The sequence below is a fragment of the Kitasatospora sp. NBC_01300 genome, assembly GCF_041435235.1.
Lineage (GTDB): Bacteria > Actinomycetota > Actinomycetes > Streptomycetales > Streptomycetaceae > Kitasatospora.
On record NZ_CP108408.1, the window covers coordinates 188,084 to 213,861 of the forward strand.

The following is a 25,778-nucleotide window of genomic DNA, read 5'->3' on the forward strand; positions in this document are numbered from 1 at the left end:
CTACGGACGGGAAGGCGCCGAGCTCTACGAACTTGCACGGGCTTGCACGTCAATCACCCTTCCAGGTAGCCGCATTGACGTCGTGTCCGCTGCTCGGCAAAGCTTGTGCAAGCCCGAGAAAGCACCTGGACCAGGGAGCCGGCCATGGCCGTGGAGTTCGTTGGCATCGACCCCGACACCGACCGGGACCACTGCCCCACCGTGTGGGTGGACCCGCAGACTCAGGAGATCCTGTTGCAGGGGTGGAAGGCGAGCCCCGAGACTCAGGCGCAGTGCGAGGCGAGCAGCCCCGCGAACGGTCCGGTACCCGACAGTGAGACCATCGTCAGGATTCCGGCCCGGATGGTGCCCATGATCAGGGAGGCCTGTGATGCCGTCGAGCGTGCCCGACTTCGCTGAGCTGCTCGGGCGGTGCCGGCGCTCCGCCGTCCATCTGGAACTGCGGGACTCCTATGCCCCGACCGAGCGGTTCGAGGCGTGGCGGCGCGGCGAGCGGATCGACTGGCAGGACCGCGCGTCCTGGTGGCATCCCTACGACCAGCTGATCACGGACACGGTGGCCCGGGGTGTGGTCGTACGCCGGGCCCGGGTCGTCTCCGAGCCCGTGTCCGCGTACATCCGGTGGGAGCACTACGTCACCCACGCCAACGTCACGGCGGGTGAGGAGGTCCGCTGGCTGCCCCGGCGACGGGCCACGGACATCCCCCTGCCGGGCAACGACTTCTGGCTGTTCGACGGCGCGCTGCTCCGGGTGCACCACTTCTCCGGCGACGGCGCGGTGGTCGAGGACGAGATCACCGAGGACCCGCAGACCGTCGAGCTGTGCGCCACCGCGTTCGAAGCGGTCTGGGAGCGAGCGGTCCCGCACCACCTGTACGGAATCTGACGAAGGCCGGCTCCGTGCCCGCGCACCCCTCTGCGAGCGTCCAGCAGGCCCGCGAAGCCCTGGCCGGCCGGCTGCGCGAGATCCGCAAGGAGGCAGAGATCAGCGGGCGGGAGCTGGCCATCAGGTGCGGCTGGTCGGAATCGAAGTCGTCCCGGATCGAGAACGCCAGGACGCCTCCCTCCGATGCGGACATCAGGGCGTGGTGCCGGGCCTGTGACGCCGACGATCAGATCCCCGACCTGATCGCCGCCAACCGACAGTCCACCGACGCCCACGTGCAGTGGAGGCGGCTCCAGCGAAGCGGGCTCCGCCGCCTGCAGGAGTCCACCGGGGACCTGTACCGGCAGACCAAGGTCTTCCGGACCTACGTCTCCGACGTGATCCCCGGGTTCCTCCAAACACCTGGATACGCCGCCGCCCTGCTGGCGTCCATCGCGGACTTCCGGGGAATCCCGAACGACGTGAGTGATGCCGTGGCGGCCCGCATGAAGCGCAACGCGGTACTGAACAACGGCGCACGCCGGTTCTCCTTCGTCCTGGAGGAGTCCGTGCTGCGGTACCGCGTGTGCAGCGCCGAGGCCATGGCCGCGCAGCTCGGCCACCTGCTCGCAGCCATGGATCTTCCGAACGTCGCCCTGGGCATCGTCCCGTTCGCGGCGCAACGGGATGTGTGGCCCATGCCGACCTTCACGATCTTCGACGACGCCAGAGTCCACGCGGACACGCTGGACGCCGCCTCCACTCTCACCCAGCCCGGCCAGGTCTGTCTGTACGCCCGGGCCTTCGACCGCCTCTCGCAGGGGGCGGTGCGGGGCGCGGCAGCGCGCTCGCTCGTGGCGGGCGCCTTGGCCTGCCTGGACTGATACGGGAGGCGTCAGACGGCGGCGGGCGGCGCGTCCTGCGCCTGCGGCGCCGGGACGGCGACGGCGGCGGCCGGGGTGGCGGGGCCCAGGCGGCGGCGCAGGAGGACGGCGGTCAGGGCGGCGAGGGCGAAGCCCGCTCCGGCCCAGGGCAGGTGGCGGGCGCCGGCGGTGGAGACGACGAGGCCGCCCACCGCACTGCCGACGGTGATGCCCAGGTTGGAGAAGGAGATGAACAGGCTGTTGCCGAACTCGGGTGCGTCCTGGGCGTCGCGGGCCAGCCAGCTCTGGCTGACGACGAGTCCGCCGGAGTGCACCGCGCCCCAGAGCAGGACGCCGGCGGTCATCGGCGCGGGCCAGGGGCCGATCGCGTAGAGGAGGGCGTAGAGGAGGACGTAGAGGGCGGGGAAGGCGGTGACGGTGCGCAGGAGGTCGCGTTCGAGGAGGCGGCCGAAGAGGAGGTTGCCGAGGACCATGACGATCCCGAAGGCCATCAGCGCGGCGCCCACCAGGGAGGCGCTCAGGCCGGTGACGCGTTCCAGGTATTCGGCGAAGTAGCCGTAGACGGAGAACATCGCGGCGAACACGCACACGACGGCGAGGACCGACAGCCACAGGCGGCCCCGGCGCAGGATGGCCAGCTGGCCCCGGTAGGAGGGGCGCCGGCCGGCGGGCGCTGCGGATGCTGCGGGGGTGGTGGGCGCGGCGGGCGCGGCGGGGGTGGCGGGGGTGGCGGGCAGGAGGAGCAGGACGCCCAGGCAGGCCAGCAGGTTGACGCCGGCGCCGAACCAGAACGCGGCGGCCAGGCCCGCGTGTTCGGCGAGGTAGGAGGTGAGCGGCACGCCGAAGGCGAAGCCGACGGTGACGCCGGCGAAGACGGTGGTGGCCGCCCGGGTGGCGCGGTGGGCGGGGACCAGGTTGGCGGCGGTGGTGAGGGCGACGGCGAAGAAGACGGGGTGGAAGAGCGCGGGCAGGATCCGGAAGGCGAACATCACGGCGAAGTCGTCGGTGAGCGCGTACACGGCGTTGGAGAGCGCGAAGACGGCCAGTGCGCTCGCCAGGACGGCCTTGCGGCGCAGGCCGGAGGCCAGCAGGGTGCCGAACGGTCCGGTGGCGGCGACCACGAGGGCGAAGACGCCCACCAGCCAGCCGGCGGCGGAGGGGGTGACGCCGAGGTCCTCGGAGATGCGGGGCAGGACGCCGACGACGCCCATCTCGGTGGTGATGATCCCGAACACTCCCAGGGAGAGCGTCAGGACGGCGGGGCCGGTCTTTCCCATGTGGTGCCTCCGTCCGCCCGGTGCGCGGGGTGTGCGGGCGCACGGCACCCACCCCCCCCACGCACAGGGCTACAAATCTAGATAGTTAGATGGAATGGGGCGAAAAGGAAGGGCGCAGCCCGGGCCGCCCCGGGCGGGGGCGGCGGGGTGCGCCCCTGAGGGGCGGAGCGTCAGAGTTCGTCGCGGGCGTAGGCGGCGAACGCGGCGATCGTCTCCTCGTCGCGGCGGTAGAAGGTCCACTTGCCGACGCGTTCGGACACCAGCAGTCCGGCGTCGCGCAGGATCTGCAGGTAGCCGGAGACGACGGACTGGGCGAGGCCGGACTTCTCCCGGATGTCCGTCACGCACACGCCGATGTGGAAGCCCACGCCGCGTTCGCGGTAGTAGTCCTCGTCGAAGTAGCGCTCGGGCGTCTTGAGCCAGCGCAGGAAGTCCGCCCGCGCCGGGTTGGCGAGCGCCTTGTGGACGGCCAGCGGATCCACCGCACGCTCCCTTCGCCCGAGCCTCGACCAGATGACGTATCCAATATTCTAGATGTGAAGAAGCGTGTCAACCCGGGCCGGGCGGGGCGGGCCCCTCCCGCCCGGGGCCTTGGCGGGTTCGCGGCGCTAGGGTGTGGCGGTGACCTCGCTGCCGGAAGACCTCTCGCCCCTGGCCGGCGACGACGACCGCGACACGGCCGTGCAGCGCCTGCAGGAGGCGTACAGCCAAGGGCGCATCTCCCACGAGGAGATGGACGAACGCCTCCACCAGGCGCTCACCGCCAGGACGCAGGGCGCACTCGCACGGTCCCTGGCCTCGCTCCCCGAGCCGGGCGCGGGCGCCGAGGTGACGATCGGCGCCGCCACGGGACGCATCCGGCGCAGCGGCGCCTGGCGGGTGCCCCGGACCCTCAAGGTCGCCTCCGCGCTCGGCAGGGTGCGCCTGGACCTGTCCCGGGCGGTCTTCGAGCACCCGGTCGTCGACATCGAACTGCAGCTCGGCACCGGCGGCGCCAGGATCACGGTGCCCCACGACGCGGTCGTCGACATCGAGGGCATGCACGCCGGCTGGAAGGAGGCCCGCTACAAGCCCCCGCGGCACCCCACCCCCGGCGGCCCCACGATCCGGATCTCCGGGACCACCGGGTTCGGACGGCTGAAGATCCGCCACGCGCGGCGCTGAGGCCCCTCCCCCGGGCCAGCGCCGCCGCAACCTCCTTCGTTCAACGCATGATTGACGGTTCATAACGTTCGGTGACGGCCACCCCGGCGGCGCTTTCGCCGGACCTCACGGAAGGAGGCGGGCAGGTGGACGGAAACGCGCGGCAGGCGGCCGTCGCGGCGCTCGCCGAGCTCGGACGCGGCCGCGACTACCGCGACCGGGCGGATGCCGGTCGCGCCCTGGCAGGGTTCGCCGAGCTGCCGGAGGCCTGCGGGCCGCTGCTGGCGCTCGTGCTCGACGCGGACGACACCTTCGTCACCCGGGCGACCACGCAGGCCCTGCTGCGGCGGAACGACCCGGCCGGGCTGACGGTCGTCGCGTCCGCGCCGGCAGTGGCCGACGACAACCACGGCGACTGGATCCACACCGCGGTCGTCGACGTGTTCGGCGTCTTCGCCGACGACCGGGACGACGCGCTACGGCTGTGCGAGGAGCTGTCGCGGGCCGCCGACGGCCGCGTCGCCCTGGGGGCGGGCCGGCTGCGCGACAGCCTGGCCGGGATCGATCCCGCTCTCGGCCCCGCGGCAGCGCGGGACGGGCGCTAGCCGGGCCGCGGGGTCGCGGGCGCCGCCGCGCGCGGGGTCAGCAGCCGGGTTCGGCCGGCGTGGACGAGACCAGGGCGAGCGCGGCCGCCCGCAGTTCGGCCTCCCACTCCGCCTGCTGGTCGAGCCCCAGCGTGTACGCGAGGCAGCAGGTGCACTGCGGGATCAGCCGCACGAACGCACGCTCCTGCGCCGTCTGGGCCCCGGTCTCCCCCAGGTCGTCCAAGCCCAGGTCGGCCAAGCCCAGGTCGGCCAAGCCCAGGTCGGCGAGCGGGACCTCCCCGGCCAGGAACCGCGCCGCCGTCCGCCGCAGGGCGTGCCGGCCGGCCAGGGCGAGGTCCGGCAGCGCGATCCCGCACTCGGCCGGCGCCCGCTCGAACTCGTCGCGGAGCTCCTGGCCGTCCGCGTTGCGCGGCCGGCCGGCCAGCTCGCACAGCGTCGGCCCGTCCAGCCCGGCCGCGAGCGCCTCGGCCGCGATCATCGGCAGCTGCGCCGCGTCGACCTCCCCCACCCGGTAGCGGCACGCCACCTCGCCCAGCACCGAGCGCCCCTGGCGCGCGAGCGCCCCCGCCGCCGTCCCCGAGTCTCCGTCGATCACACCGCCCACGATGCCACCCCCGCCCCCGAGGCACCCGCCCGGGGCCGCCCCGGATCGGCGCCCCCGGCCTCCGACGGCCGCCGGTGCGCCCACCCTGCCTTTCGCGCGGTCGAGTTGACGGTCTGGGCACGAAGCCCCGCAGCCTGGGGCCGTGTGGTGCCGTCCGGCCGGCGCGGCCGGTGTCGGAGGCGCACGGTAGCGTGCCGGGATGGGACGGACTGTGACGTATCTGGAGATGACCAGCCGCGGGGAGCTGCGGCCCGGGCGGGTCGTGCCGCAGGTGGGGCTTCGGCGGCAGGAGGGGCTGTCGGCGCTGGTGCGCTCGGTGATGGCCCGGGTCGGTGCGGCGTACGGGTGGCGCAGTTCGACGCGCTCCGAGCAGCAGTGGGAGGAGCTGGCGGCAGCGCACCCGCGCTGCCAGTACTGGCTGATCGAGCTGGCGGGCGAGACGGCCGGGGTCGTCGCACTGGAGCCCCAGCCCGGCGGGGACGTCGAGGTCCGCACCTTCGGGCTGCTGCCCGAGTACGTCGGCCGCGGGCTCGGCGGGCACGCCCTCACGCTGGCGCTGGAGCAGGCCTGGGGGACCGAACTCCCGCAGGCGCAGGCCGTCCGCAGGGTGTGGCTGCACACCGACTCCGAGGACCACCCGAGCGCGCTCGTCAACTACCGGCGCCGGGGCCTGCGCGTCTACCGCACCGAGGTCGAAGATGCGCCGGTGCGCGACAGCTGATCCCAGGACGCGCATGATGCGGGCGGCGCCGCCGACCGGACACCGGGTCGGTGCCTTCCTCGGGTACGCGACCGGGCGGGGCCGGGCCCGCCCGGACGCCGGGCCTGATCACACCCAACCGTCCCCGGGATCCGCCCGCTGATCGCCCGCCGCACCCGGCCCGTTCGCCGCAGAACCGACCACATCCCGCACTGGTCCCGCTGGCCCCGCTGGCGCCGTCGACGCCAACACCGGTCCCGTAGCGGCCACTTCGAGAAGCGAGGCAACGGCCGAGAGCCGAAGCCCCGTCACGTCGAGCACCGTTGCGGCCGGCGCGAGGGCGTCTGGCGGGCGCGGTCGGCGACGGCCCGCAGCAGGGCCTCGGCACTGTCGGGGGCGGCCACCCAGCGCCGCATCCCGGCGTGGGCGGCGCGGCGCCCGGGGCTCAACGCCCGCACGGGCAGGGAGAACTGGCCGTGCAGGCACCACCACCTCACGACCCGGGCGCAGCTGCGCCTCACGCCGGATCCGGGAGCCCGTCGATGCCGCCGGCGGGGCCGTCGGGGCGTTCGGTGCTTTCGTGGCTTTCGGCGGGGCGCAGGTGGATGGGGTGGGCGTGGGTGCCGACGAAGGCGATCGTGCGCAGCGCGCCGAAGTCGGTCAGCCGGCGGGCGATGCGGGCGGTGGATTCGGGGGCGAACAGGTCGGCGAGGTAGGCGGCGTGGTCGTCGTCGAGGGGGAGGCGGGCCAGGGCGGTGCGCACGGCCGTCAGGGCGTCGGCGAGCCGGGTGAAGGTGGCGGTCCTGGTGACGCCGCCGATCTCGACGGTGACCGGGTGCGGGTAGTCGCGGGGCGGGGTGGTGGTCACGCGGCGGCGCCGTTCTGGGGTCCGAGGACCGCCCAGACCGCTTTGCCGACTCCGCCCGCGCGGGGGCGGCAGCCCCACTGGAGGGCGAGTTCGGACACCAGCCACAGCCCCCGCCCGCATTCCTGGTCCCCGCTGACGCGGCGCAGCACGGGCTGCCGGGGGTCGGCGTCGTGGACCTCGATCCGCAGGTCGTCGGAGGAGAGGGCGAAGCGCACGAACAGCAGCCGGTCGGACGGGGTGCGGGCGTGCTGGACGGCGTTGGTGACGAGTTCGCCGAGCACCAACCCGGAGTAGTCGGAGAACAGTTCGCCCTCCTGGTGGTCGGAGAGGAAGCCGCGTAGCAGCCCTCGCGCGGTGGGCACGGACTTCTGGTGGCGCGACAGCCAGCAGGAGTACTCCCCCACGGCGGAGGGCGGGATCTTCAGCGTTTCGGACATGGCGACGCCTCCTCGGCGGCGGAGCGGCAAAGCGTGATCCGGGCACGTGAGGCAAGGCCCGAGGACCGTCGGCGGGCATGGGGATGCCCGGGTGACGACCCATCAGGATCACGCTGTGTCTTTCATGAACTACTGCCTGTAGCATGCCGCTGCGCCAATGCCGTCTGCAACAAGAACAACTGCAACCGTGCAGATTTGCGAGGCGCGTGGCCCCGACGGTCCGTCACGGGGCAGACTGGGCAGTTCAAGGGAGGAATCGCGCATGACCGACGAACCGAGGCCGACCGTCCGCGGCCGCCGCCTGGGGTCGGAGCTCCGTCGGCTCCGGGAATCAGCGAACAAGACCACCGAGGACGCCGCATCCGCGCTCGCATGCTCGCGCGCGAAGATCAGCCGGATAGAGACCGGCGCGGTCGGGATCCGCCGGCTGGACCTCGGCGTCCTGATGGGCCTGTACGGCGTCACGGAGCCGAGGGACCGCGATTCCCTTGAGACGCTGGCCCGCGACAGCAAGAAGCGCGGCTGGTGGCACGACCACGGCGATACGATCCCGCCCGCCTATGTGGACTTCCTCGATCTGGAAGCAGACGCTCGCTACATCCGAAACTGGCAGCCGCTGGTCCTGCCAGGCCTGTTGCAGACCGAGGACTACACCCGCGCCCTGCTTCAGGCCAACCCGGCTGTTGTCCGCCCGGAACGCATCGACCAGTTGGTCAAGCTCCGGATGGAACGCAAGGAGGTTCTGACCAAGCCCGATCCGGCCCGACTCTGCGCGATCGTCTGGGAGCCGGCCCTCCGATGCCCGGTGGGCGGCGCCGATGCACACCGCGCGCAACTGGACTACCTCGTCGAAGCGGCACAACTCCCCAACGTCACCCTGCAAGTGGTTCCGCTCGACATCGGTCCGACCGCTGGCGCCTGTGGGGCATTCGTGATGTACGGATTCACCGGCTCCCCCGCCTCGGGAGCGGTGTTCCTGGAGAATCTGACGAGCAGCCATTACCTGGAACGAGAGGCGGAACTCGACGGCTACGGGCTCGTCTTCGAGGACCTGCGATCGTCAGCCCTGAACCCCGCCCAGTCGCTGGATATGATCACCGCAATCGCGGCAGAGACAGCGAGTTAAGAGATCAGACAAGAGGGTGAGCGCATGACCAAGCCGAAGATCTCCGCTCGGGGCTGGTACAAGAGCAGCTACAGCGCACAGGCGAACGAGTGTGTGGAGGCGGGGCGCGTCGTCGGCGGCGGCATGGCCGTCCGCGACTCCAAGGACCCCGACGGCCCCGCACTGGTCTTCCCCGCCGACGCCTGGACCGCCTTCGTCACCGGGATCAAGGCCGACGGCCTCCCCACCGCCTGACCCTCCAACCACCCCGTCGGAGCGAAGGACCACCCGGCAACAACGCAACCCAGCTTGCGGAGGATCGCCCGTGACCAACACCGCCCAGAACCCCGCCTCCTGGCGCAAGAGTAGCCACAGCAACAATGACGGCGGTGTCTGCGTCGAGGTCGACGACGCACACCCGGGCCGCGTCCGGGACTCCAAGGACCCCGACGGCCCCCGGCTGGCCTTCTCCCCTGATGCCTGGCAGTCCTTCGTGACGGCCGTACGCAGCGGCGAGTTCGGCCAGATCTGACGGTTTGGCGGGCCCGGTTCCCTGCTACTGCGGCAGGGACCCGGGCATTTCGCGGACTCCCCGAGGACGGCGGCATGACCGAGATCGAACTGCGCCACCACCGCGAACTCGCCGACGCGGTCCGCCATGAACTGGCCGCCCTGTACGCCGATGTGCGCGCCCCGCTGCTGCATCTGCCCAACTACGCCCTGCCCACCTTCACCGAACGCCTGCAGCGCCACGGCGGTGAGCCCGGCTTCGAGGCCGTCATCGGCTACGCCGGTACCGTGCCCGTCGGCTACGCCTACGGCAACACCGTCGAGGCGGCCGACCGCTGGTGGACCCGCATGGCCCACCCGATGCCCCACCACCTCACCACCACGCCGGTGTTCGCCCTCAAGGAACTGGGCGTGCGCACCCCGTGGCGCGGCACCGGCGTCGCCCGCCGCATCCACGACGCGCTCCTCGCCGCCCGACCCGAGGAGCGGGCCACGCTCATGGTCAACCCCACCGCCGGGGACGGCAAGGTGCACGCGCTGTACAGGGCGTGGGGCTACGAGGACGTCAACGAGGTCCGCCCCCACCCGGACGCGCCGCCGCTGATCGCGATGCTGTACCGAAAGCCAACCCCCTTGACATAGCGCCTCGTTCACAACACCCTGCGGCCAAGGGAGACAGCCATGCACACGAACGACCAGACACGGTGGCGCAAGAGCAGCCACAGCGGCGACCAGGGGAACTGCATCGAGGTCGACGACGCACACCCCGGCCACGTCCGCGACTCCAAAGACCCCGACGGGCCCGTGCTCGTCTTCCCTGCCGATGCCTGGTCCGCCTTCCTCACCGGGGTCAGGGCCGGCGACTTCCCCACGGCCTGACCCTCCAACCACCCCCGCCACCGCCTGCAACGCACCGCGAGCGCCAGAGCCCGCCCCAGCGGATCCACCAGGCCTCTGAGCGGGAGCCGAACAGGGGACCCGGCAGGGCGCAGGCCCGCAGCAAACCGGTGGTTCCGCGCAGGAAGTCGGACCGGCCGACTTCTCGCGCTTCAGTCCGCCCTCGCCGCCCTGCGGGGTGCGGGGGCACCGCTCCCCCGCCGTGCCCGCCGACGCCGACAGCCCGGCTCCGGCGGCAATCCTGCGCCTGCGCCCGGTGCTTGAGATCGAGCAGGAGGCTGCGCGGCTGCGGCCCGCCGACCTCGACGCCCAGCCGGTAGCGAGGCGTCCCGCGCACCCGCCGCACCGCCTCGACCAGCAGGACCGCCAGGCCGAACAGAACAGCGAGCACGAGAAAGATCGGAAAGCCGTCGGAACAGGCTGGACCGCCGTCCGGCGGAAGGCCGTGGACAGGTCCGTACAGCCGCAGCACCACGGGCATGCCGTCCGGCCCGACGACCCGCCCGACCCGCACCGCGGTGGCCACGGCCTCCCCGCGCAGGCACTGGAGACGGCCGGGACGGCCAATTCTGTTGTACCGATGGCCCCAGCGAGGCCGCAGGAACGATTCGCCCCGGGTCGCGCCCGCCCCCGGCAACGAACGCGACAACACGGGAAGTCGGACCGGCCGACTTCCCACGCCCCGGCCCCACCCGCACCCGCACCCCGCCCCACCCCGCCCATAATCGCGTTTGACTATGACCCGTAGTCGTGTTCGACTAGCAATGTGAGCACTTCGCGACTCTTCGCACTCAGCGCGCTGGCCCGGGGCGGGCCGATGCACGGCTACCAGATCCGCCAGGCGGCCCAGCTCGACCGCACCGAGCTGTGGACCGACGTCAAGCCCGGATCGCTCTACAGCGTCCTGCACCGGATGGCCGACGACGGCCTGGTCGAGGTGGTGCGCAGCGAGAAGGTCGGCAACCCGCCCGAGCGGACCGTCTACGCGATCACCGACCAGGGCCGCCGGGAGCTCGCCGCCCTGCGTGACGCGGCGCTGCGCAAGGTGCGCCTGCTGCCCGATCCGGTCGACCTGGCCCTGCAGTACACCGCGGACCTCACGGACGAGGACCTCGCCGGGGCCGTCGCCGCGCGCCGGCAGGCCGTGGCCGACCAGGTGGCCCTGTTCGAGGAGCAGTTCGAGGCCGCCCGGCCGGACCTGACCGGCCTCGAACCGTGGATCTTCGAGCACTGCCTCGCCCGTCTGAGGGCCGACCTGGCCTGGCACGACGACCTGCTCGACACCCTGACGAAGAACACCCCGACCAAGAACAACCCGACCAAGAACACCCGGAGGACCCCGTGATCCTCGTGACCGGCGCGACCGGCACCGTCGGCCGCGCCCTCGTCGGCCACCTGACCGCCCTCGGCGCCCCCGTGCGCGCCGCCACCCGCCGCCCCGATCGGGCCCGCCTGCCGGACGGCGTGGAGGTCGTCGGCGCCGACCTGGGCGAGCCGGACAGCCTGGCCGCCGCCCTGCGGGGCGTGCGCAGGGTGTTCCTGCTCTCCGACGGCCCCGACATCCCGCGCCACGACGCCAACCTCGCCGCCGCGGCCGCCCGCGCCGGTGCCGAGGCCGTCGTCAAGCTGTCCTCCGGCCGGGCGGCGGACCCGGACGCGGACGACCCCGTCGCCCGCTGGCACCGCGCGGGCGAGCAGGCCGTCCGGGACAGCGGCCTGGCCTGGACGTTCCTGCGCCCGATGGGCTTCATGTCCAACACCCTCGCCTGGGCCGCAGCGATCCGCGCCGCGCGCACCGTCCGGGCCCCGTTCGCCGCCGGGCGGGTCTCCGTCATCGACCCCGCCGACATCGCCGCGGCCGCCGCCCACGCCCTGACCCGGCCCGGACACGACGGCCGGGCCCACCTGCTGACCGGTCCCCAGGCCCTCACCCCGGGCGAGATGACCGCGACGCTCGCCGAAGTCCTGGGCACCCCGCTGGCCTTCACCGAGATCCCGCCCGCCGCCGCCCGCCGGGCGCTCCTGGACCACGGTCTGCGGCCGGAGAGCGCGGACGCGGTCATGGCGCTGCGCGCCGCCTCCCTGGAACCGTTCGCCGCGACCGTCACGACGGCGGTCCAGCAGCTCACCGGCCGCGCGGCGACGCCGTTTCGGGCCTGGGCCGAACGCCACCGCGAGGAGTTCACCGGGCAGCCCGGCGAGGAGCCCGCCGAGGGGCCCGGCCGTGGCTGACACCCACCGCACGGAACCCGGCGCGGGACCCGGCCGGGAGCGCGGCCGTGGCGGCGTCCGCCGCGAGCCCGTCGCCCTGGCCCCTGGGCAGGGCGGGCGCCGCCACGTGCCGGGCAGCCCGTACGTCGTCAAACTCGCGGGCGCCCAGAGCGGCGGATCGATCGCCGTCCTGGAGTCCACCTTCGAACCCGGCCAGGGCGCGCCCCTGCACCTGCACCGCGGCCACGACGAGACGTTCTACGTCGTCAGCGGCGCGTTCCGCCTGCGGTGCGACGAGCACACCACCGAGGCGGGCCCCGGCGCCTTCCTGCACGTCCCGCGCACCCACCCGCACTCCTTCACCGCGATCGGCGACACCCCCGCCACGATCCTGGTGACGCTGACCCCGGCCGGCTTCGAGGAGTTCTTCATCGAGGCCGCCGCCCTGGCCGCCGACGGCCGCCCGGACCGCCGGACGATGCAGACCCTCCTGGCCCGCCACGACCAGGAACTGGTCCCCGACGCACCGCGGGAGCGCCACAGACGAGAAGGCCGCTGAGGACGGCGCAGCGGGCGGCGGGCCGGGCGGGCGGGCGCGCTACCGGTAGGTGCGCAGCACGTCGAGCAGGTCGCCGGTGTGGCCGTCGCGTGCGCCGAAGTGGGCGGCGCAGCTGAGCTGTTCGCGCAGGTGGAGCAGCCGCATGCGGTCCTGCCAGCCGTCGGTGAGGGGGTGGTGTTCGCGGTAGGCGTCGAAGAAGCGGGCGGGGACGCCGCCGGTGCAGAACATCATGCTCAGGTCCGTCTCCGCCCAGGTCCAGCACACCGCCGGGTCGATGAACGCCGGTGTCGCGTCCGGGCGGGCGAGGATGTTGCCGTGCCACAGGTCGCCGTGGGTGAGGACGGGCGGTGCGGCGGGGAGGAGTTGGGGCAGCCGGTCGCAGACGCGTTCCAGGTCGGCGCGGCCCCGGGGGCCGAGGGCCTGGCGGGCCAGGGGTTCGTCGAGGTAGCGCAGCAGGCGGTGGCGGGCGAAGAACTCGTGTCCGTCCTCGGTCCAGGGGTTGCGCTGTGCCAGGCGGCCGAGCCAGCCGTCCTCGGTCCAGCCGAAGCGCTGTCCGGTGGTGGCGTGCAGGCCGGCCAGCGCGTGTGCGGCGCGTTCCCAGAAGCCGGGGTCGTGTGCGGGCGGCTGTTCGAGGGCTTCCAGGACCAGGCCGTCCGGGTGCAGGGCCAGTACCCGCGGGGTCGACAGGGCGCCGTGGGCGCGCAGGGCGTGCAGGCCCTGGGCCTCTTTCGCGTACGCGTCGGGGGCCAGTGCCGGGGTGGATTTCACCACCACGCGTCCGCCGTCGGCCAGGGTGACCAGCCAGACGGTGTTCGCGGCGCCGCCGGTCAGGCGCGCCGCGTGCGCCGCGGGGCCGGGGAGCAGGTGGGGCGGCGGGCCGTCCTGTCCGGCGGCCGCCTCATCGGTGTCGTGCGCGAGGTCTTCCATGGCGGGGCCCTTTCCCGCGCCGGCGCCACCGACTCGGGCCGGCACCGGATTTCGCCGCCCCGGGGGGCGGCGGCGGGGCCCGCGCCAGGCCTGCCGGGGTGCGCGGTACAGTCCGCTTCCATGAACGAGAACGTGCGCGCCCCGTTCGGGAACTTCACCCTCGTCCGCGCGGCGGTCGAGGTCGTCGACGAGCTCGCCGCCCCCGTCGCCGACGCTTTGGGGAACGCGGACGCGCACGGGTGGGCCGGGTCCGTGCTGTACGTGGACACCGACCCCGACAAGGCGGACACCGCGGTGTTCTGCCAGGCCTACGACGTGCCGTTGGAGCTCTCCGCGAACTGCGTGGTGGTCGCCGCCAAACGCGGCGGCGACGTCACCCTGGCCGCCTGCCTGGTGCGCGCCGACACCCGTCTGGACGTCAACACCGCCGTGCGCAGGCGCCTGGGCGCGCGCAAGGCCTCCTTCGCGCCGGTGGACGTCGCCGTCGCGGCCACGGGCATGGAGTACGGCGGCATCACCGCCGTCGGCCTGCCGGGCGGCTGGCCGCTGCTGGTCGACGAGGCGGTGGCCGCCGCACCGCACGTGCTCATCGGCAGCGGGCGGCGGCGGGGCAAGCTGATCCTCCCCGGCTGGGCGGTGGCCCGGCTGCCCGGCGCCGAGGTCCTCCCGGGCCTGGCCGCCTGAGCCCGGCGGCGGCGGGACCGGCTCGCGGCTCGGGCGAGGCCTGCTGGCCCGCCGGCCTGGGGCCGGGGCGTGCGTGTCCGGGTCCGGGTCCGGGTCCGGGAAGGGCGCCACCCCGCGTGCGGCCTGAGTGGACGTCGAACCCAGGCGGGTGCGGCCTTGTCGGGTCGGATGGCGGGGTCTCGGCGGCACCCGGTCAAGGGGCGGACATGCGGGACCCCGGCGGGAAGGCCACGCCGGCCACCGGCGCCGGCGCAGGGGGCCCGAACCACAGGTGCAGGGCCGCGCGCAGCTGTTCGGCGGCGGCCGGGGGCGGTGCGGCGGGTGTCCCGGTGGGCGGTGCGGCGGGTGTCCCGGTGGGCGGTGCGGCGGGTGTCCCGGTGGGCGGTGCGGTCCAGGCGGCGTGGCCGTCCGGGCGCACCAGCACCGCGGACGTGTCGGGCAGGGCGCCGGGCCGCACCGTCGCCGCGCTCACCCGGTCCGCCCAGGGGGCGGCCGCCGTGCGCAGCGTCTCGGCCGCGGTGGTGTCCTCCAGGAGCAGGGCGCCGGCGCCGGTGCGTGCCAGCAGCGGTACCAGGGCGCCGTCTTGGAGGGTGCCGTGTCGTGCGGTGCCGTCGTGGAGGGGGATGTCGGGGACCATCGCGCCGTCCCAGGGGTGGCCGCTGCCGTGGGGGGCCGGGTAGCGGGTGGCGATGCCGGTGATCTCCTCGGCCAGGGGGCCGGCCGTCTCCTCGGCCCGGGCGAGTTCGGCGAGCAGGTCGCGCACCGGCGCGAGTTCCTCGTCGTCGCCGGCGAGCAGTGCCTGGGCGCGGGTGTTGCGCAGGAGTCTGGCGCCGGCCGCGTGGCGTTCGGCGTGGTAGGTGTCCAGGAGGGTTTCGGGGGCCTGTCCGCGGGCGACGAGGGCGAGTTTCCAGCCGAGGTTCATCGCGTCGTCGATGGCGGCGTTGACGCCGATGGCGCCGGCGGGCGGGTGGATGTGGGCGGCGTCGCCGGCCAGCAGGACGCGGCCCTGGCGCAGGCGTTCGGCCAGGCGGGCGGCGTCGCCGAAGCGGGTCAGCCAGTGGGCGCGGGCGATCGGGACGCGGTGTCCCAGGGCGTGGTCCAGTGCCTGCTGGAAGCGGGGCAGGGTGAGGGGTTCGTGCCGGTCCCGGGGCGGGTGGGCATCGGCGGTGATCAGGCGGACGTAGCCGGGCCTGGGGATGGCGAACACGGTGCCGCCCGGGCCGGTGTTCACGCCGAAGGGGATCTGCCGGGGGTCGGTCAGGACCACGTCCGCGAGCAGGGTGAAGCGGCGGGCGGGGGTGCCGGGGAAGGCGATGGCGGCGAGTTCGCGTACGGTGCTGCGGCCGCCGTCGCAGCCGGCCAGCCAGCCGGCGTGCAGCAGCGCGGGGCCGTCCGGGGTGTCGGTGTGGGCGTGGACGCCGTCGCCGTCCTGGTGCAGTGCGGTCAGACGGTGGCCGCGCAGGATGCGCACGCCCAGGTGGTGGGCGTGTTCGGTGAGGATCTCCTCCACCCTGGTCTGGGCGATGCCCAGGACGTAGGGGTGGCGGGTGCGCATGGCGGCGAGGTCGAGGCGGGCCTGTGCGGTGAACGCGGTGCTCGCCACGGTGGGGCCTTCGGCGAGGAGGCGTTCGGCCAGGCCTCGGCGTTCCAGCAGTTCCAGGCTGCGGGCGTTGAGGTTGAAGCCGCGGCAGAAGCCGGGCGGGGACGGGTCGCGTTCCAGGAGCACGGTGCGCACGCGGGCCAGGGCCAGTTCGCAGGCCAGCACCAGGCCGGCGGGGCCGGCGCCGACGACCAGGACGTCCGCGTCACCGGCCCCGACGGCGCTGGCGGCCCCGGCGGCGGGTGCGGCGGCGGGTAAGCGCCGTCCGGCGGGGGCCTGCGCGGGGACGGGCGCGGGGGTGGTGTCGGGGGCGGGGGCGGGTGCGGGGGCGGGGGCGGGGGTGGGGGTGTCAGGCATCGGGGGCGGCCTCCGGCCAGGCCAGGGTGCCCTGTTCGATCTCCTCGGCGGTGCGCAGCACCCATTGGCGTTCGGCGTGCAGCATGGCGTTGCCGTACTCGGCCTCGATGACGAACAGTCGGGGGGCGTGGTGTTCTCGGGTGGCGCGGTGGTGGGCGTGTTCGCTCTCGGTGATGCGGGTCTGCAGGGCGGCGGCGCGTTCGCGCAGGGCCTGGGCGGCGCGTTGTGGTCCCAGGGCGCCGAGGTAGCTGACGGCGGACAGGAATTTGGGGTATTCGCGGGAGGGTTCGCGGATGAGTTCGTCCAGCCACTGGGTGAAGTACTCGCGGCCCCGGGGGGTGTGGCGGTAGACGGTGCGGGCGGGGCGCGCGCCGACCTGTTCGGTGTCGGTGGCCTCGATCCAGCCGTCGCGGGCCAGGGCGCGCACCGTGTCGTAGAGCGAACCGGTGGTCAGTTTGAAGGCCTGGTCGAGGTGGCGCTCGCGCAGGGTGGTGGCCATGGCGTGGGGGTGCAGGGGCTGTTCGAGGAGCAGGCCGAGCAGGGCCAGGGCCAGGGGGTTGGCGGGTCGTTTGGCGGTCATGGCACTCCGTGGTCGCACGTGGGGGCCCGGGACCGGTGGTTCAGGCCCCGGGCCGGCGGTACTCGGATCGTACTACTCGGATCCGAGTATGTGGAGGGGTGGCCCGGGCCGCCCGCCGCGGGGCCGCGGCGCACCGGCCGTACGGCGCGGGGGAGTTCGGGCCCGGCCGCGGGCCCGGCCGCTGCCGGGTGCGATCATGGCGGGCGTGGCTTCCGACGACGCACGACCCCAGGCCGGCCTGGTCCATGAGCGCTGGCGCGCCCGCCAGGCGCCCTACGGGGACTTCATCGTGTTCGGCGACGGGTCGCTGTCGGTGATGCGGCTCATGCGCTTCTCCCCCGCCGACCGGCTCCACGACCCGCGGGCCCAGCAGTGGAGTTGGTGGGAACTGCTGCGGGCCACCGCGTGGACCCCCACCGACTGGACGGACGTCGACACGACGTTCGCCACCAGCACCCACGCCGGCAGCCGCGCCCTCGCGGGCGAGGCGTCCGAGCACGGCAGCATCGGCTGGGTCGCGCTGACCCGCGACGACGACGAGAACACCCTGGAGTGGCTCGCGATCTCCTGCTCCTCCAACCCGTTCGCCGACGTCACCCTCGACGACACCGCGGTGAGCGCCACCAGCACCCTGGGACGGATCTGGACCTTCCCCCGCGACGCCCCGCAGCAGGTGCGGATCACCGAGGACCCCGCCCACCCCTGGCCCCGCCCGGCCGGGCCGGCGGACCCCGCCCCCTGAGCCGCCCGGCCACCGCGGCCGCAGACCGCGCCCGCACCCGCACCACCGCCCGGCCGCCGGCGCCCCGGGCCCGGGTGACGGGGCGCCACCAGGCAGGCCCCGGACCGTCACTGGGTCGGCGCCGGTGGGCTGATCTGCTATTTTCGCCATGCTTCGACGCGAACCGTACAAGCATGCGGTTGCGCATGCCCGCACGGGACCCCGGCCGCGAGCCCGGCCACGAGCCCCGGTGCGGGCCCGGGTCGGGCACAGCAGTAGGTCGACCAGCGGGGGGACGGGATCCATGAACGCGTACGCGGGCTCCGACGGGCCGGGCCTGTACGGGCCCTACGGGCCGCCGGCGGGCGGGCCGCTGTTCGGGGTGAACCCGGCGGACCTGGACGCGGCGGCGAAGGTCGCCAAGGACACCGCCGAGGCGATGCCGGGCGAGCTCAAGCACATCCACGAGCCCTCCGACACGGCGGTCGCGGCACTGCCGGGCTGGCGCACCGGGGCGTCGCTGCACGCCTGCACGGCGGCGTGGGAGGAGTGCCTGAACAAGCTGGCCTCCGAGGTGGACGGCGTGAGCCTGAAACTGGGCCGGAGCGCCGACAACTACCGCGGCACCGACACGGGCAACGCCGGCGCCCTCAAGCCGCCCGGCGCCGGACCCTACGCGCCGGCGGTGAACTGATGGTCACCCTCGCCCAGCTGCGCGACACGGACCTGTCCTCCCTGACCGGCGCCGCCGGCGCCTACGACACCCTGGCCGGCGCGTTCGGCAAGCACGTCCAGGCCATGAACACCGAGGTCACCAAACACGTCTTCAACAGCCAGTGGGTCGGCACCGCGGCCGGCGCCGCCAACGCCTCCCTGCAGCGCACCAGCGGGCGCCTGGACGCCGCGCACACCGAGATGTCCGCGGTCTCGGAGCTGCTGCGCGAGGCCTCGGAGAGCTTCCAGCTGGCCCAGTCCAAGCTGAAGGAGGCCCTCCAGGAGGCCCAGGGCGCGGGACTGACGGTCGCCGAGGACGGCACGGTCAGCTGGCCGGCGCCCTCCCAGGCCGAACGCCACGACCCCGACTACGACACCCCCCAGCGGGCCAGGGCCCTGGCGGACCGCATCTGCCACGCCGTCACCGAGGCCGACGGCGCCGACCAGAAGATCGCCAAACTGCTGGACGACCTGACCGCGCGGGCCCGCACCGGCACCGGCCTGGACCTGACGCAGGCCGCCGCCGACCGCAAGGCCGTCGACGAGCTCGGCACCGGCCTGATGGCCGCCGGCTGGCCGCCCGCCGGCGCCGCCCCCACCGAGGTCAACTCCTGGTGGAAGGGCCTGACCCCGGACGCGCAGCAGCGCCTGGTCCAGGCCCACCCCGACCTGCTGGGCATGCGCGACGGCATCCCCGCCACCGCCCGCGACCAGGCCAACCGCCTCAACCTGGCCCACCTGATCGACACCTACGAGCACAAGCCGAACCCGTCGGACGACGACAAGCAGAAACTGGACGGCTTCCGCGCGATCCGGGACAAGCTGAACGTGCAGAACGGCAAGCAGCCGCCCGCGTTCCTGCTGGGCGTCAGCGAACAGGGCCAGGGCCGCGGCATCCTGTCCTTCGGCAACCCCGACACCGCGAAGAACGTCAGCGCCTACGTGCCGGGACTCGGCACCAAGCTGTCCTCCGTCGGCGGCAAGGACGCCGACCGGGCCCTGAACGTGTGGACCGCCGCCCGCATCGCCGACTCCAGTGCCGAGGTCGCCTCCATGATCTGGCTCGGCTACGACCCGCCGCCCGGACTGGAGAAGGTCCTCGACGGGGACCCCCGGCCCCTGGAGGTGATGAGCACCGACCGCGCCGCCAAGGGCGGCGCCGCCTACGACACGTTCATGGCCGGACTGCGCGCCACCCACGAGGGAGCGCCGGCGCACCTGGTCGCCCTCGCCCACAGCTACGGCTCCACCACGGTGGGCCTGGGCGCGCAGATGCCCGGCGGCACCGGCGCCGACGACATCATCCTGGTCGGCTCCCCCGGCACCGGCGCCGACAAGGCCTCCCAACTGCACATCGACCCCCACCACGTGTGGGTCGGCGACGCCGAGAACGACCCGGTCAGCCACCTGCCGGCCAAGGGCCGGGTCGCCACCGACGTGGCCCTGGGCCCCGTCCTGGGCCCCGTCGCCGACGACCTCTACGAGACGTTCGGCCCCGACAACCAGCTCTGGTTCGGCCAGGACCCGGCCAGCAAGGACTTCGGCGCCAACCGGTTCGCGGTCCCCGACGGCAAGCCCCTGTCCCTGGACTCCCACTCCAACTACATGAACAGCTCCTCCGACACCGCGACCGCGGAGTCGGTCAACAACATCGGCCAGATCGTGGCCGGCAGGTACGACGCCGTGACACGGCAGGAAGGCCGATGAGCATGGCAACCCCGACCGCACGACGGCTCGGCCTCACGGCCGCCACGCTGGCACTCGCCCTGACAGCCTGCGGACACACGGGCGCGGGCGTGGGCGACGAGCACCCGGCACCCGAGACCCTCACCACACCCGAACAGGCCGTCCAGAAACTCGACGCGCTCCTGGACGACGCGCTCTCCGGCATCCAGCCGCCGCTACGCCACCGGGACGGCTGGCCGCGCTCCACCGAACAGAGCGGGGGCATCGACGACCACTCCAAGGGCTACGCCACCGCCACCCGCGACCGCTACATCATGACCAAGGTCTCCAAGGCCAAGTACGCCACCCTGATGGACATGGCCGAACGCGACTGGAAGGCCAAGGGATACAAGATCACGTCGGTCAACCCCAACCAGCCGGCCCTGTTCGCCGCCGCCCCGGACGGATCCTCCGTCGCGATGCTGTTCGGCGCCGCCGGCAACATCACCCTCCAGGCCTCCGGCGGCGGCCACATCCCCGTCATCCGCGACCGCGACCCCTTCGGCACCCCCACCCCCGAACCCACCCTGCCGAACGGCAACCCCGACATCCTCCCCGCCTACGACGACCCCTACTGGTCCACCTGACCCACCCCCGCCCGCCACACCCCGCCCCCGCCCGCCGTCCCCCACCCCAGGCCCCCCGCCAGGGCCCGCCCCGCCCCCGCCGCGTGACCCCGCACCAGCCGAAGGCCCCCGCCATGACCCCCGAACAGGCCGTCCACACCCTCGACGCGCTCCTCGACGAGGCGATGTCCGCCATCCGCCCCCCGCTGCGCCACTGGGACGGCTGGCCGCGCTCCACCGAGCAGACCACCGGCGGCCTGGAGGACCGCTCCCTGGGCTACGCCACCGCCACCCGCGAACGGCACGTCACCACCCGGGTCGCCCCCGCCAGGTACGGGGCGCTGCTGGGCGTCACCGAACGCGGCTGGCAGGCCCGCGGCTACCGGATCACCGCCGTCAACCCCCGCCAGCCCGCCATGTTCGCCACCACGCCCGCCGGCTACGGCGTCGCCGTGCTGTTCGGCGCCGCCGGGAACATCACCTTCCAGGCCACCGTCGGCCCCATCCCCGTCATCCGCGACCGCGACCCCTTCGGCACCTACGTGCCCGAACCGACCCTGCCCGACGGCACCCTGGACGTCCTGCCCCGCCACGACGACCCGTTCTGGTCCGCCTGAGCCACAGGGCCCGCCGCCGGGCCCGCCGCCGGACCGCCGGCAGGCGCGACGGCAAGGCGTGACGGCAGCCCCGCCGGCAGCCCTGCTGGCAGACGCACCGCCAGACCACGGGCAGGCGCACCGGCGGGCACGGCGGCGGGCACGGCGGCGAGCGCACCGGCAGGCACGGCGGCGGCGGCGCCCGCACGCCCTCCCGTGTCCGAGGGGTGGCCGCCCGGCGTCCGGGGCCGGGCGCGCGCAGTAGGATCGGCGGCGTTGTCACCACATTCCACGCTGGTAGGAGGCTTTTCATGGCTCAGGTCACGCTGAAGGGGAACCCGGTCCAGGTCGGCGGCGCGCTGCCCCAGGCCGGCAGCCAGGCCCCGGCGTTCACGCTGGTCGGCGAGGGGCTCGCCGACACCTCGCTGCAGGACTTCGCCGGCAAGCGCAAGGTCCTCAACATCTTCCCCAGCATCGACACCCCCACCTGCGCCACCTCGGTGCGCACCTTCAACGCCAAGGCCGGCTCGCTGGCCAACACCGTGGTGCTGTGCATCTCCGCCGACCTGCCGTTCGCGCAGGCCCGCTTCTGCGGCGCCGAGGGCCTGGACAGCGTCCGGACCCTGTCCACCCTGCGCGGCCGCGACTTCCACGAGAACTACGGCGTGGCCCTGGCCGACGGCCCGCTGGCGGGGCTGACCGCCCGCGCCGTCGTCGTCCTGGACGAGAACGACACCGTCCTGCACACCGAGCTGGTCGCGGAGATCGCCGACGAGCCGAACTACGAGGCCGCGCTCGCCGTCCTCGCCTAGAACCCCCCGCGCAACGCCGCCCGCGCAACGCCGCCCGGCCCGCCCCCCAGGTCTTCACCAAAGGGGGCGGGCCGGGAAGGGCGCCGGGCGGGCCGGCCGGGGCCGGGCCGGGAACCGGGGGCGGGCGGGTCAGGTGATGGAGGCCCCCGAGTCGATGCTGATGACCTGTCCGGTCATGCAGTCCTGGTCGAGGAAGAGCCCGATGGAACGGGCGACCTCCTGCGGGGTCACGAACCGCGGCACCGGCACCTTGTCCCGCATCCCGGCGACCACGTGCTCGGGCAGGGTGTCCGTCATCCCCGTGATCATGAACCCGGGCGACAGCGCGTTCACCGTCACCCCCCGGCGCCCGCACTCCGCCGCCAGCGTGCGGGTCAGCCCGATCAGCCCCGCCTTGGACGCCGCGTAGGCGGTCTGCCCGGCGGTGGCGATCAGCGCGGACGGCGAGACGATGTTGACCACCCGGCCCCAGCGGGCCCGCAGCATCGCCGGCACGCACACCCGCGCGGTGTGGAAGGAACCGACCAGGTTCGTGTCGATCACCTGCCGCCACTGCGCCGGATCCTGCATGGCCATCAGCGCGTCCTTGCGCACCGCCCCGTTGTTGACGAGCACGTCCACCGGGCCCAGCGCCTCGGTGATCCGCTCGTACATCGCGGTGACCTGCGCGTAGTCCGCCACGTCGCCGGTGACCAGGACGTGGTCGCCGGCCAGCTTGCCCGCCACCTCCTCGGCGGCCTGGCGGGCGCTGTTGTAGTGCACCGCGACCCGGCACCCGGCCGCGTCCAGCGCCAGCGCCAGCTCCCGGCCCAGGCCCCCCGAAGCGCCGGTCACCAGCGCCACCGGGGAGGCGGGCCGCTGCCCGAACGCCACCTTGCCGCTCACCGCGCCCCTCCCCACGTCAGCAGGACCGAACCCCACGTCATCCCGGCACCGAACCCGGCCAGCAGCACCGTGTCCCCGTCCTGGATGCGCCCGGCGTCCAGCGCCTCCGCCAGCGCGATGGGGATCGACGCCGACGCGGTGTTGCCGTACCGGTCGAGATTGGCCACCAGGCGGTCCGCGGGAATCCCGGTATGGGCGAGCACCGAGTTGATGATCCGGATGTTCGCCTGGTGCGGCACCACGTGGTCCACGTCCGCCGGCGTCAGCTTCGCCTGCTCCAGCGTCTCGCGGATCGTGCGCACCGTGTAGCGCACGGCGTTCAGGTAGATCTCGTTGCCGTTGATCTGCGCGTAGTGCAGGCCCCGGCGCACCGTCTCCTCGGTCGTGGGCATCCGCGAACCGCCCGCCAGGACCTTCAGGCTGTCCTTGCACGAGCCGTCCGCGCCCAGGTTCCACGCCAGGATCCGCTCCACCGGGCCGGGCTGCAGGACCACCGCACCGGCCCCGTCACCCACCAGGATCGACAGGTCCCGGTCCGCCGGGTTCGCGGTCAGCGTGTGGGTGTCCGAACCGATCACCAGGATCGGCCGCGGGTCCATGCGCAGCAGGCCCACCGCGGTCACCAGCGCGTACACGAACCCCGCGCACTCGGAGTTCACGTCGTGCGCGCTGCCCGCGATGCCCAGCTCGTCGTGGACGAACGCCGACGTCGCCGGCGAGGGCTGCTCCGGTGTCGCCGTCGCCACGATCAGGTGCGCGATGTCCGCACCCGACAGTCCCGCCCGTTCCAGTGCCCGGCGTCCGGCCTCGACCGCCATCGACGCGGTGCTCTGCCCCGCCCCGACCGCCCGCCGTTCCCGGATCCCGCACCGGGAGACGATCCAGTGCTCGTCGACACCGAAACGCTCCGCCAGCTCCACGCTGGTCACCACGCGCTCGGGGACAAAGATCCCCCACCCGGTGATGTCGAAGCCGCTCATCGAGCAGTGCCCCGCGCTCAGACGCCGGCCTGGGCCACGAGCGCCAGGATCCGCTCGTGCACCACCCGCAGCGTCGTCGTGTCGTCGATGTCCGCGAACAGCGACTCGTCCGCCGGGATGTGCGGGTACTGGTTCTGGAACCCGTACAGCCACTCCATCAGATCCAGCGAGTCCACGTCCGCGATGTGCTGCAGCGCGGCGTCCGCGTCGATCTCCTGTGCTCCGGAGACCGCCTGCAACTGCGCGGCCAGGTCCTCGATGGTGGGGATGTCGGACATGAGTGATCGTTCCTTCCTGGACGCCCCGAAGCGGGCGCCAACACGTGATGGGGCAGAACAGACCCGGAGGACGCGCCCCGGGGGGTCCTCCGGGTGCCGCCGCCGCGCCCCCGGCGGCCACAGGCCACGGGAGGCACCGCGACGGAACCCGGGCGGACCCCCCGGGGAGAAACCCGGGAAGGCCGTGGGGGCCGCGTGTCTTGTCGAAACCGCATGAAACCCACCCCCACGCAAACGCCCCGCAACCCCGGCCCCCCGCCCACGCTTGCGCGCCGCTTGCGAGACACGCGCTTACCTGACCCGAGACACCGCACCCACACGCACGACACCCACCACCCCGCACCGCACCGCACCGCACCGCACCGCACCGCGACGCACCGCGGCGGGACGGGACGGGACGGGGCAGCCCGCACCACACGGCACCACCCCGCACCGCACCACCGCGCACCGCGACGCGGACACCGCACCGCACGGCGCCGCCGGCCACCGCACCGGGCCTCACCGCACCGGGGCCGCACGCACCGCCAGCCCGCGCCGACCGCCCCCACCCCGCGCGAACGCCCGCACCGCACGGGACCGACCACCGTCACCGGCACGGCCGTCCACGCGGGGCGAGGGCACCCCCGGCCCCGCCGCGGCCCCGCCGCCGCCGCGCCACCGGACACCCGCACCAACCGCACCACCCGCACCACCGGGCCCGGCCGAACACGGCCGGACCCGGCCCGGCCCAACCCGATCCAGTCCAGTCCAGTCCAGTCCACCCGATCCGCCATCAGAACAGGGGCACACCCGCATGACCACCGCCGAGACCCGCTCCATCAACCCCGACGTCGACGCGATCCGCCACCACTACGAGGTCGGCAACGACCTCTACCGCCTCATCCTCGGCCCCACCATGATGTACTCCGGCGGCTACTGGGAGGACGGCGAGGACCTCGTCGCCACCCTCGACGAGGCCCAGGAACGCAAGCTCGACGTCTTCACCGACCTCGCCCAGGCCGCCGGCAAGGCCAAGGTCCTGGACATCGGCTGCGGCTGGGGCACCATGCTCAACCGCCTCACCACCGTCCACGGCGTCCAGCAGGCCGTCGGCGTCACCCTCTCCCGCACCCAGGCCGACTTCGTCGCCGCCCTCGACAACCCCGCCATCCACGCCCGCGTCGAGAGCTGGGAGGACCACAAGGCCGACGGCGAGCCCTACGACGCCGCGTTCTGCATCAACGCCCTCGAACACTTCGTGCTCTCCTCCCTCACCCCCAAGGAGCGCACCCAGCGCTACCGCGTCTTCTTCAAGCAGGTCCACTCCCTGCTCAAGCCCGGCGCCCGCTTCGTCCTGCACACCATGACCGTCGAGAACCCCCCGCTGCGCCGCCAGCTCCTGGACGACCTCAAGTTCCTCCAGCGCGAGGAGTTCGAGGGCTGCCACATCCCGCGCCTGCCCGAACTCGCCGCCGGCCTCGACGGCCTCTTCGAGGTCACCGAGATCCGCAACGAACCCGAGTCGTTCGCCCGCGCCTGCCGCGCCTGGCTCGAGCTCCTGGCCGCCCGCCGCGACGAGGCCGTCGCCATGGCCGACGAGACCACCGTCCAGCGCTTCGAGCGCTACCTCGACATCTTCGCCTACACCCTCGAAGACCACATCTTCAACAACTTCCGCGTCACCCTCACCCGCCGCGCCTGAAAGGGGA

34 protein-coding genes are annotated in these 25,778 nt (G+C 73.8%); 22 read left to right on the forward strand and 12 right to left on the reverse strand.

The annotated features are described in order from the left end of the window. The first annotated feature begins 144 nt into the window (after positions 1-144). From OG556_RS00980 to OG556_RS00990, 3 genes are read left to right on the forward strand one after another with little or no spacing between them, the layout of a single operon-like run. Positions 145-399 carry a hypothetical protein gene (locus tag OG556_RS00980; protein ID WP_371515360.1) on the forward strand — a complete coding sequence of 85 codons (255 nt, stop codon included), beginning with the start codon at positions 145-147 and terminating at the stop codon, positions 397-399. Then, entirely contained in the window at positions 371-886 is a 516-nt protein-coding gene (locus OG556_RS00985; protein WP_371515361.1) for a DUF6879 family protein, read from the forward strand. Before OG556_RS00980 ends, OG556_RS00985 begins: the two co-directional genes overlap by 29 nt. A gap of 14 nt (positions 887-900) precedes the next feature. Further along, positions 901-1,749 (forward strand): helix-turn-helix domain-containing protein, encoded by an 849-nt coding sequence (locus OG556_RS00990; protein ID WP_371515362.1) that lies wholly within the window; start codon positions 901-903, stop codon positions 1,747-1,749. 11 nt (positions 1,750-1,760) lie between these two features. On the opposite strand, the gene OG556_RS00995 is transcribed toward OG556_RS00990, so the two are convergent. After that, the gene (locus OG556_RS00995) at positions 1,761-3,026 is read right to left on the reverse strand and encodes an MFS transporter (protein WP_371515363.1); all 1,266 of its coding nucleotides are present in this window, start codon (positions 3,024-3,026) and stop codon (positions 1,761-1,763) included. A 170-nt stretch (positions 3,027-3,196) separates the two neighbouring features. Continuing rightward, positions 3,197-3,508, reverse strand: a complete 312-nt coding sequence (locus OG556_RS01000; RefSeq protein WP_063352995.1) for a helix-turn-helix transcriptional regulator — start codon at positions 3,506-3,508, stop codon at positions 3,197-3,199. A 139-nt stretch (positions 3,509-3,647) separates the two neighbouring features. Between OG556_RS01000 and OG556_RS01005 the strand changes: the two genes are divergently transcribed. Continuing rightward, complete coding sequence (locus tag OG556_RS01005; protein WP_371515364.1) at positions 3,648-4,190, forward strand: DUF1707 domain-containing protein; 543 nt, start codon at positions 3,648-3,650, stop codon at positions 4,188-4,190. Positions 4,191-4,315: 125 nt separating this feature from the next. Next, entirely contained in the window at positions 4,316-4,774 is a 459-nt protein-coding gene (locus OG556_RS01010; protein ID WP_371515365.1) for a hypothetical protein, read from the forward strand. A gap of 37 nt (positions 4,775-4,811) precedes the next feature. Here the strand turns inward: OG556_RS01010 and OG556_RS01015 are convergent, their stop codons facing one another. Continuing rightward, a complete protein-coding gene (locus OG556_RS01015; protein WP_371515366.1) occupies positions 4,812-5,369 on the reverse strand; it encodes a hypothetical protein in 558 nt (185 codons plus the stop codon). Between the two features lie 208 nt (positions 5,370-5,577). Here OG556_RS01015 and OG556_RS01020 point away from each other — a divergent pair, with 208 nt between their 5' ends. Continuing rightward, on the forward strand, positions 5,578-6,099 hold the full coding sequence (locus OG556_RS01020; RefSeq protein ID WP_371515367.1) for a GNAT family N-acetyltransferase: 522 nt from the start codon (positions 5,578-5,580) through the stop codon (positions 6,097-6,099). A gap of 287 nt (positions 6,100-6,386) precedes the next feature. Here OG556_RS01020 and OG556_RS01025 read toward each other — a convergent pair whose 3' ends face one another. Genes OG556_RS01025 through OG556_RS01035 form a run of 3 tightly spaced genes read right to left on the reverse strand, consistent with a single transcriptional unit; the run spans position 6,387 to position 7,383 of the window. Further along, positions 6,387-6,599 carry a hypothetical protein gene (locus OG556_RS01025; protein ID WP_371515368.1) on the reverse strand — a complete coding sequence of 71 codons (213 nt, stop codon included), beginning with the start codon at positions 6,597-6,599 and terminating at the stop codon, positions 6,387-6,389. Then, a complete protein-coding gene (locus tag OG556_RS01030) occupies positions 6,596-6,946 on the reverse strand; it encodes a hypothetical protein (protein WP_371515369.1) in 351 nt (116 codons plus the stop codon). Before OG556_RS01030 ends, OG556_RS01025 begins: the two co-directional genes overlap by 4 nt. Continuing rightward, entirely contained in the window at positions 6,943-7,383 is a 441-nt protein-coding gene (locus OG556_RS01035; RefSeq protein WP_371515370.1) for an ATP-binding protein, read from the reverse strand. Before OG556_RS01035 ends, OG556_RS01030 begins: the two co-directional genes overlap by 4 nt. 262 nt (positions 7,384-7,645) lie before the next feature. Between OG556_RS01035 and OG556_RS01040 the strand changes: the two genes are divergently transcribed. The 8 genes from OG556_RS01040 (at position 7,646) to OG556_RS01075 (ending at position 12,665) form a co-directional block, all read left to right on the forward strand. Then, complete coding sequence (locus OG556_RS01040) at positions 7,646-8,509, forward strand: helix-turn-helix domain-containing protein (protein ID WP_371515371.1); 864 nt, start codon at positions 7,646-7,648, stop codon at positions 8,507-8,509. Positions 8,510-8,533: 24 nt separating this feature from the next. Next, entirely contained in the window at positions 8,534-8,743 is a 210-nt protein-coding gene (locus OG556_RS01045) for a DUF397 domain-containing protein (protein WP_371515372.1), read from the forward strand. A 70-nt stretch (positions 8,744-8,813) separates the two neighbouring features. Then, complete coding sequence (locus OG556_RS01050) at positions 8,814-9,020, forward strand: DUF397 domain-containing protein (protein WP_371515373.1); 207 nt, start codon at positions 8,814-8,816, stop codon at positions 9,018-9,020. Positions 9,021-9,094: 74 nt separating this feature from the next. After that, entirely contained in the window at positions 9,095-9,640 is a 546-nt protein-coding gene (locus tag OG556_RS01055) for a GNAT family N-acetyltransferase (protein ID WP_371515374.1), read from the forward strand. Positions 9,641-9,679: 39 nt separating this feature from the next. Next, entirely contained in the window at positions 9,680-9,877 is a 198-nt protein-coding gene (locus OG556_RS01060; RefSeq protein WP_371515375.1) for a DUF397 domain-containing protein, read from the forward strand. 784 nt (positions 9,878-10,661) lie between these two features. Next, entirely contained in the window at positions 10,662-11,240 is a 579-nt protein-coding gene (locus OG556_RS01065; RefSeq protein ID WP_371515376.1) for a PadR family transcriptional regulator, read from the forward strand. After that, a complete protein-coding gene (locus OG556_RS01070; protein WP_371515377.1) occupies positions 11,237-12,127 on the forward strand; it encodes an NAD(P)H-binding protein in 891 nt (296 codons plus the stop codon). The genes OG556_RS01065 and OG556_RS01070 overlap by 4 nt, the downstream gene beginning before the upstream one ends. After that, the gene (locus OG556_RS01075; RefSeq protein WP_371515378.1) at positions 12,120-12,665 is read left to right on the forward strand and encodes a cupin domain-containing protein; all 546 of its coding nucleotides are present in this window, start codon (positions 12,120-12,122) and stop codon (positions 12,663-12,665) included. Before OG556_RS01070 ends, OG556_RS01075 begins: the two co-directional genes overlap by 8 nt. Before the next feature lie 39 nt (positions 12,666-12,704). On the opposite strand, the gene OG556_RS01080 is transcribed toward OG556_RS01075, so the two are convergent. Beyond that, positions 12,705-13,592 carry a fructosamine kinase family protein gene (locus tag OG556_RS01080; protein WP_371515379.1) on the reverse strand — a complete coding sequence of 296 codons (888 nt, stop codon included), beginning with the start codon at positions 13,590-13,592 and terminating at the stop codon, positions 12,705-12,707. A 120-nt stretch (positions 13,593-13,712) separates the two neighbouring features. On the opposite strand from OG556_RS01080, the gene OG556_RS01085 reads away from it, so the two are divergent. Beyond that, a complete protein-coding gene (locus OG556_RS01085) occupies positions 13,713-14,276 on the forward strand; it encodes a YbaK/EbsC family protein (protein WP_371515380.1) in 564 nt (187 codons plus the stop codon). Between the two features lie 193 nt (positions 14,277-14,469). On the opposite strand, the gene OG556_RS01090 is transcribed toward OG556_RS01085, so the two are convergent. Continuing rightward, positions 14,470-16,233: an FAD-dependent monooxygenase gene (locus tag OG556_RS01090; protein WP_371515381.1), complete on the reverse strand. Its 1,764-nt coding sequence runs from the start codon at positions 16,231-16,233 to the stop codon at positions 14,470-14,472. Next, the gene (locus tag OG556_RS01095) at positions 16,226-16,813 is read right to left on the reverse strand and encodes a PadR family transcriptional regulator (RefSeq protein WP_371515382.1); all 588 of its coding nucleotides are present in this window, start codon (positions 16,811-16,813) and stop codon (positions 16,226-16,228) included. The genes OG556_RS01090 and OG556_RS01095 overlap by 8 nt, the downstream gene beginning before the upstream one ends. A 205-nt stretch (positions 16,814-17,018) precedes the next feature. Between OG556_RS01095 and OG556_RS01100 the strand changes: the two genes are divergently transcribed. The 6 genes from OG556_RS01100 (at position 17,019) to tpx (ending at position 21,947) form a co-directional block, all read left to right on the forward strand. Then, entirely contained in the window at positions 17,019-17,555 is a 537-nt protein-coding gene (locus OG556_RS01100) for a hypothetical protein (RefSeq protein ID WP_371515383.1), read from the forward strand. 283 nt (positions 17,556-17,838) lie between these two features. Continuing rightward, positions 17,839-18,228 (forward strand): type VII secretion target, encoded by a 390-nt coding sequence (locus tag OG556_RS01105; RefSeq protein WP_371515384.1) that lies wholly within the window; start codon positions 17,839-17,841, stop codon positions 18,226-18,228. Then, complete coding sequence (locus OG556_RS01110; RefSeq protein ID WP_371515385.1) at positions 18,228-19,955, forward strand: alpha/beta hydrolase; 1,728 nt, start codon at positions 18,228-18,230, stop codon at positions 19,953-19,955. Before OG556_RS01105 ends, OG556_RS01110 begins: the two co-directional genes overlap by 1 nt. Then, on the forward strand, positions 19,952-20,560 hold the full coding sequence (locus OG556_RS01115; protein WP_371515386.1) for a hypothetical protein: 609 nt from the start codon (positions 19,952-19,954) through the stop codon (positions 20,558-20,560). Before OG556_RS01110 ends, OG556_RS01115 begins: the two co-directional genes overlap by 4 nt. A 113-nt stretch (positions 20,561-20,673) precedes the next feature. Then, positions 20,674-21,156, forward strand: coding sequence for a hypothetical protein (locus OG556_RS01120; protein ID WP_371515387.1), 483 nt, complete (start codon positions 20,674-20,676; stop codon positions 21,154-21,156). 290 nt (positions 21,157-21,446) lie between these two features. Continuing rightward, positions 21,447-21,947 (forward strand): thiol peroxidase, encoded by a 501-nt coding sequence (gene tpx, locus OG556_RS01125; RefSeq protein ID WP_063350790.1) that lies wholly within the window; start codon positions 21,447-21,449, stop codon positions 21,945-21,947. A 129-nt stretch (positions 21,948-22,076) separates the two neighbouring features. On the opposite strand, the gene OG556_RS01130 is transcribed toward tpx, so the two are convergent. Genes OG556_RS01130 through OG556_RS01140 form a run of 3 tightly spaced genes read right to left on the reverse strand, consistent with a single transcriptional unit; the run spans position 22,077 to position 24,090 of the window. Then, complete coding sequence (locus OG556_RS01130) at positions 22,077-22,832, reverse strand: SDR family NAD(P)-dependent oxidoreductase (protein ID WP_371515388.1); 756 nt, start codon at positions 22,830-22,832, stop codon at positions 22,077-22,079. Continuing rightward, complete coding sequence (locus OG556_RS01135) at positions 22,829-23,812, reverse strand: 3-oxoacyl-ACP synthase III family protein (protein ID WP_371515389.1); 984 nt, start codon at positions 23,810-23,812, stop codon at positions 22,829-22,831. Before OG556_RS01135 ends, OG556_RS01130 begins: the two co-directional genes overlap by 4 nt. A 17-nt stretch (positions 23,813-23,829) precedes the next feature. Continuing rightward, positions 23,830-24,090, reverse strand: a complete 261-nt coding sequence (locus OG556_RS01140) for a hypothetical protein (RefSeq protein ID WP_350887349.1) — start codon at positions 24,088-24,090, stop codon at positions 23,830-23,832. Positions 24,091-24,883: 793 nt separating this feature from the next. Between OG556_RS01140 and OG556_RS01145 the strand changes: the two genes are divergently transcribed. Continuing rightward, positions 24,884-25,771 carry a class I SAM-dependent methyltransferase gene (locus tag OG556_RS01145; protein ID WP_371515390.1) on the forward strand — a complete coding sequence of 296 codons (888 nt, stop codon included), beginning with the start codon at positions 24,884-24,886 and terminating at the stop codon, positions 25,769-25,771. Positions 25,772-25,778 lie beyond the last annotated feature (7 nt).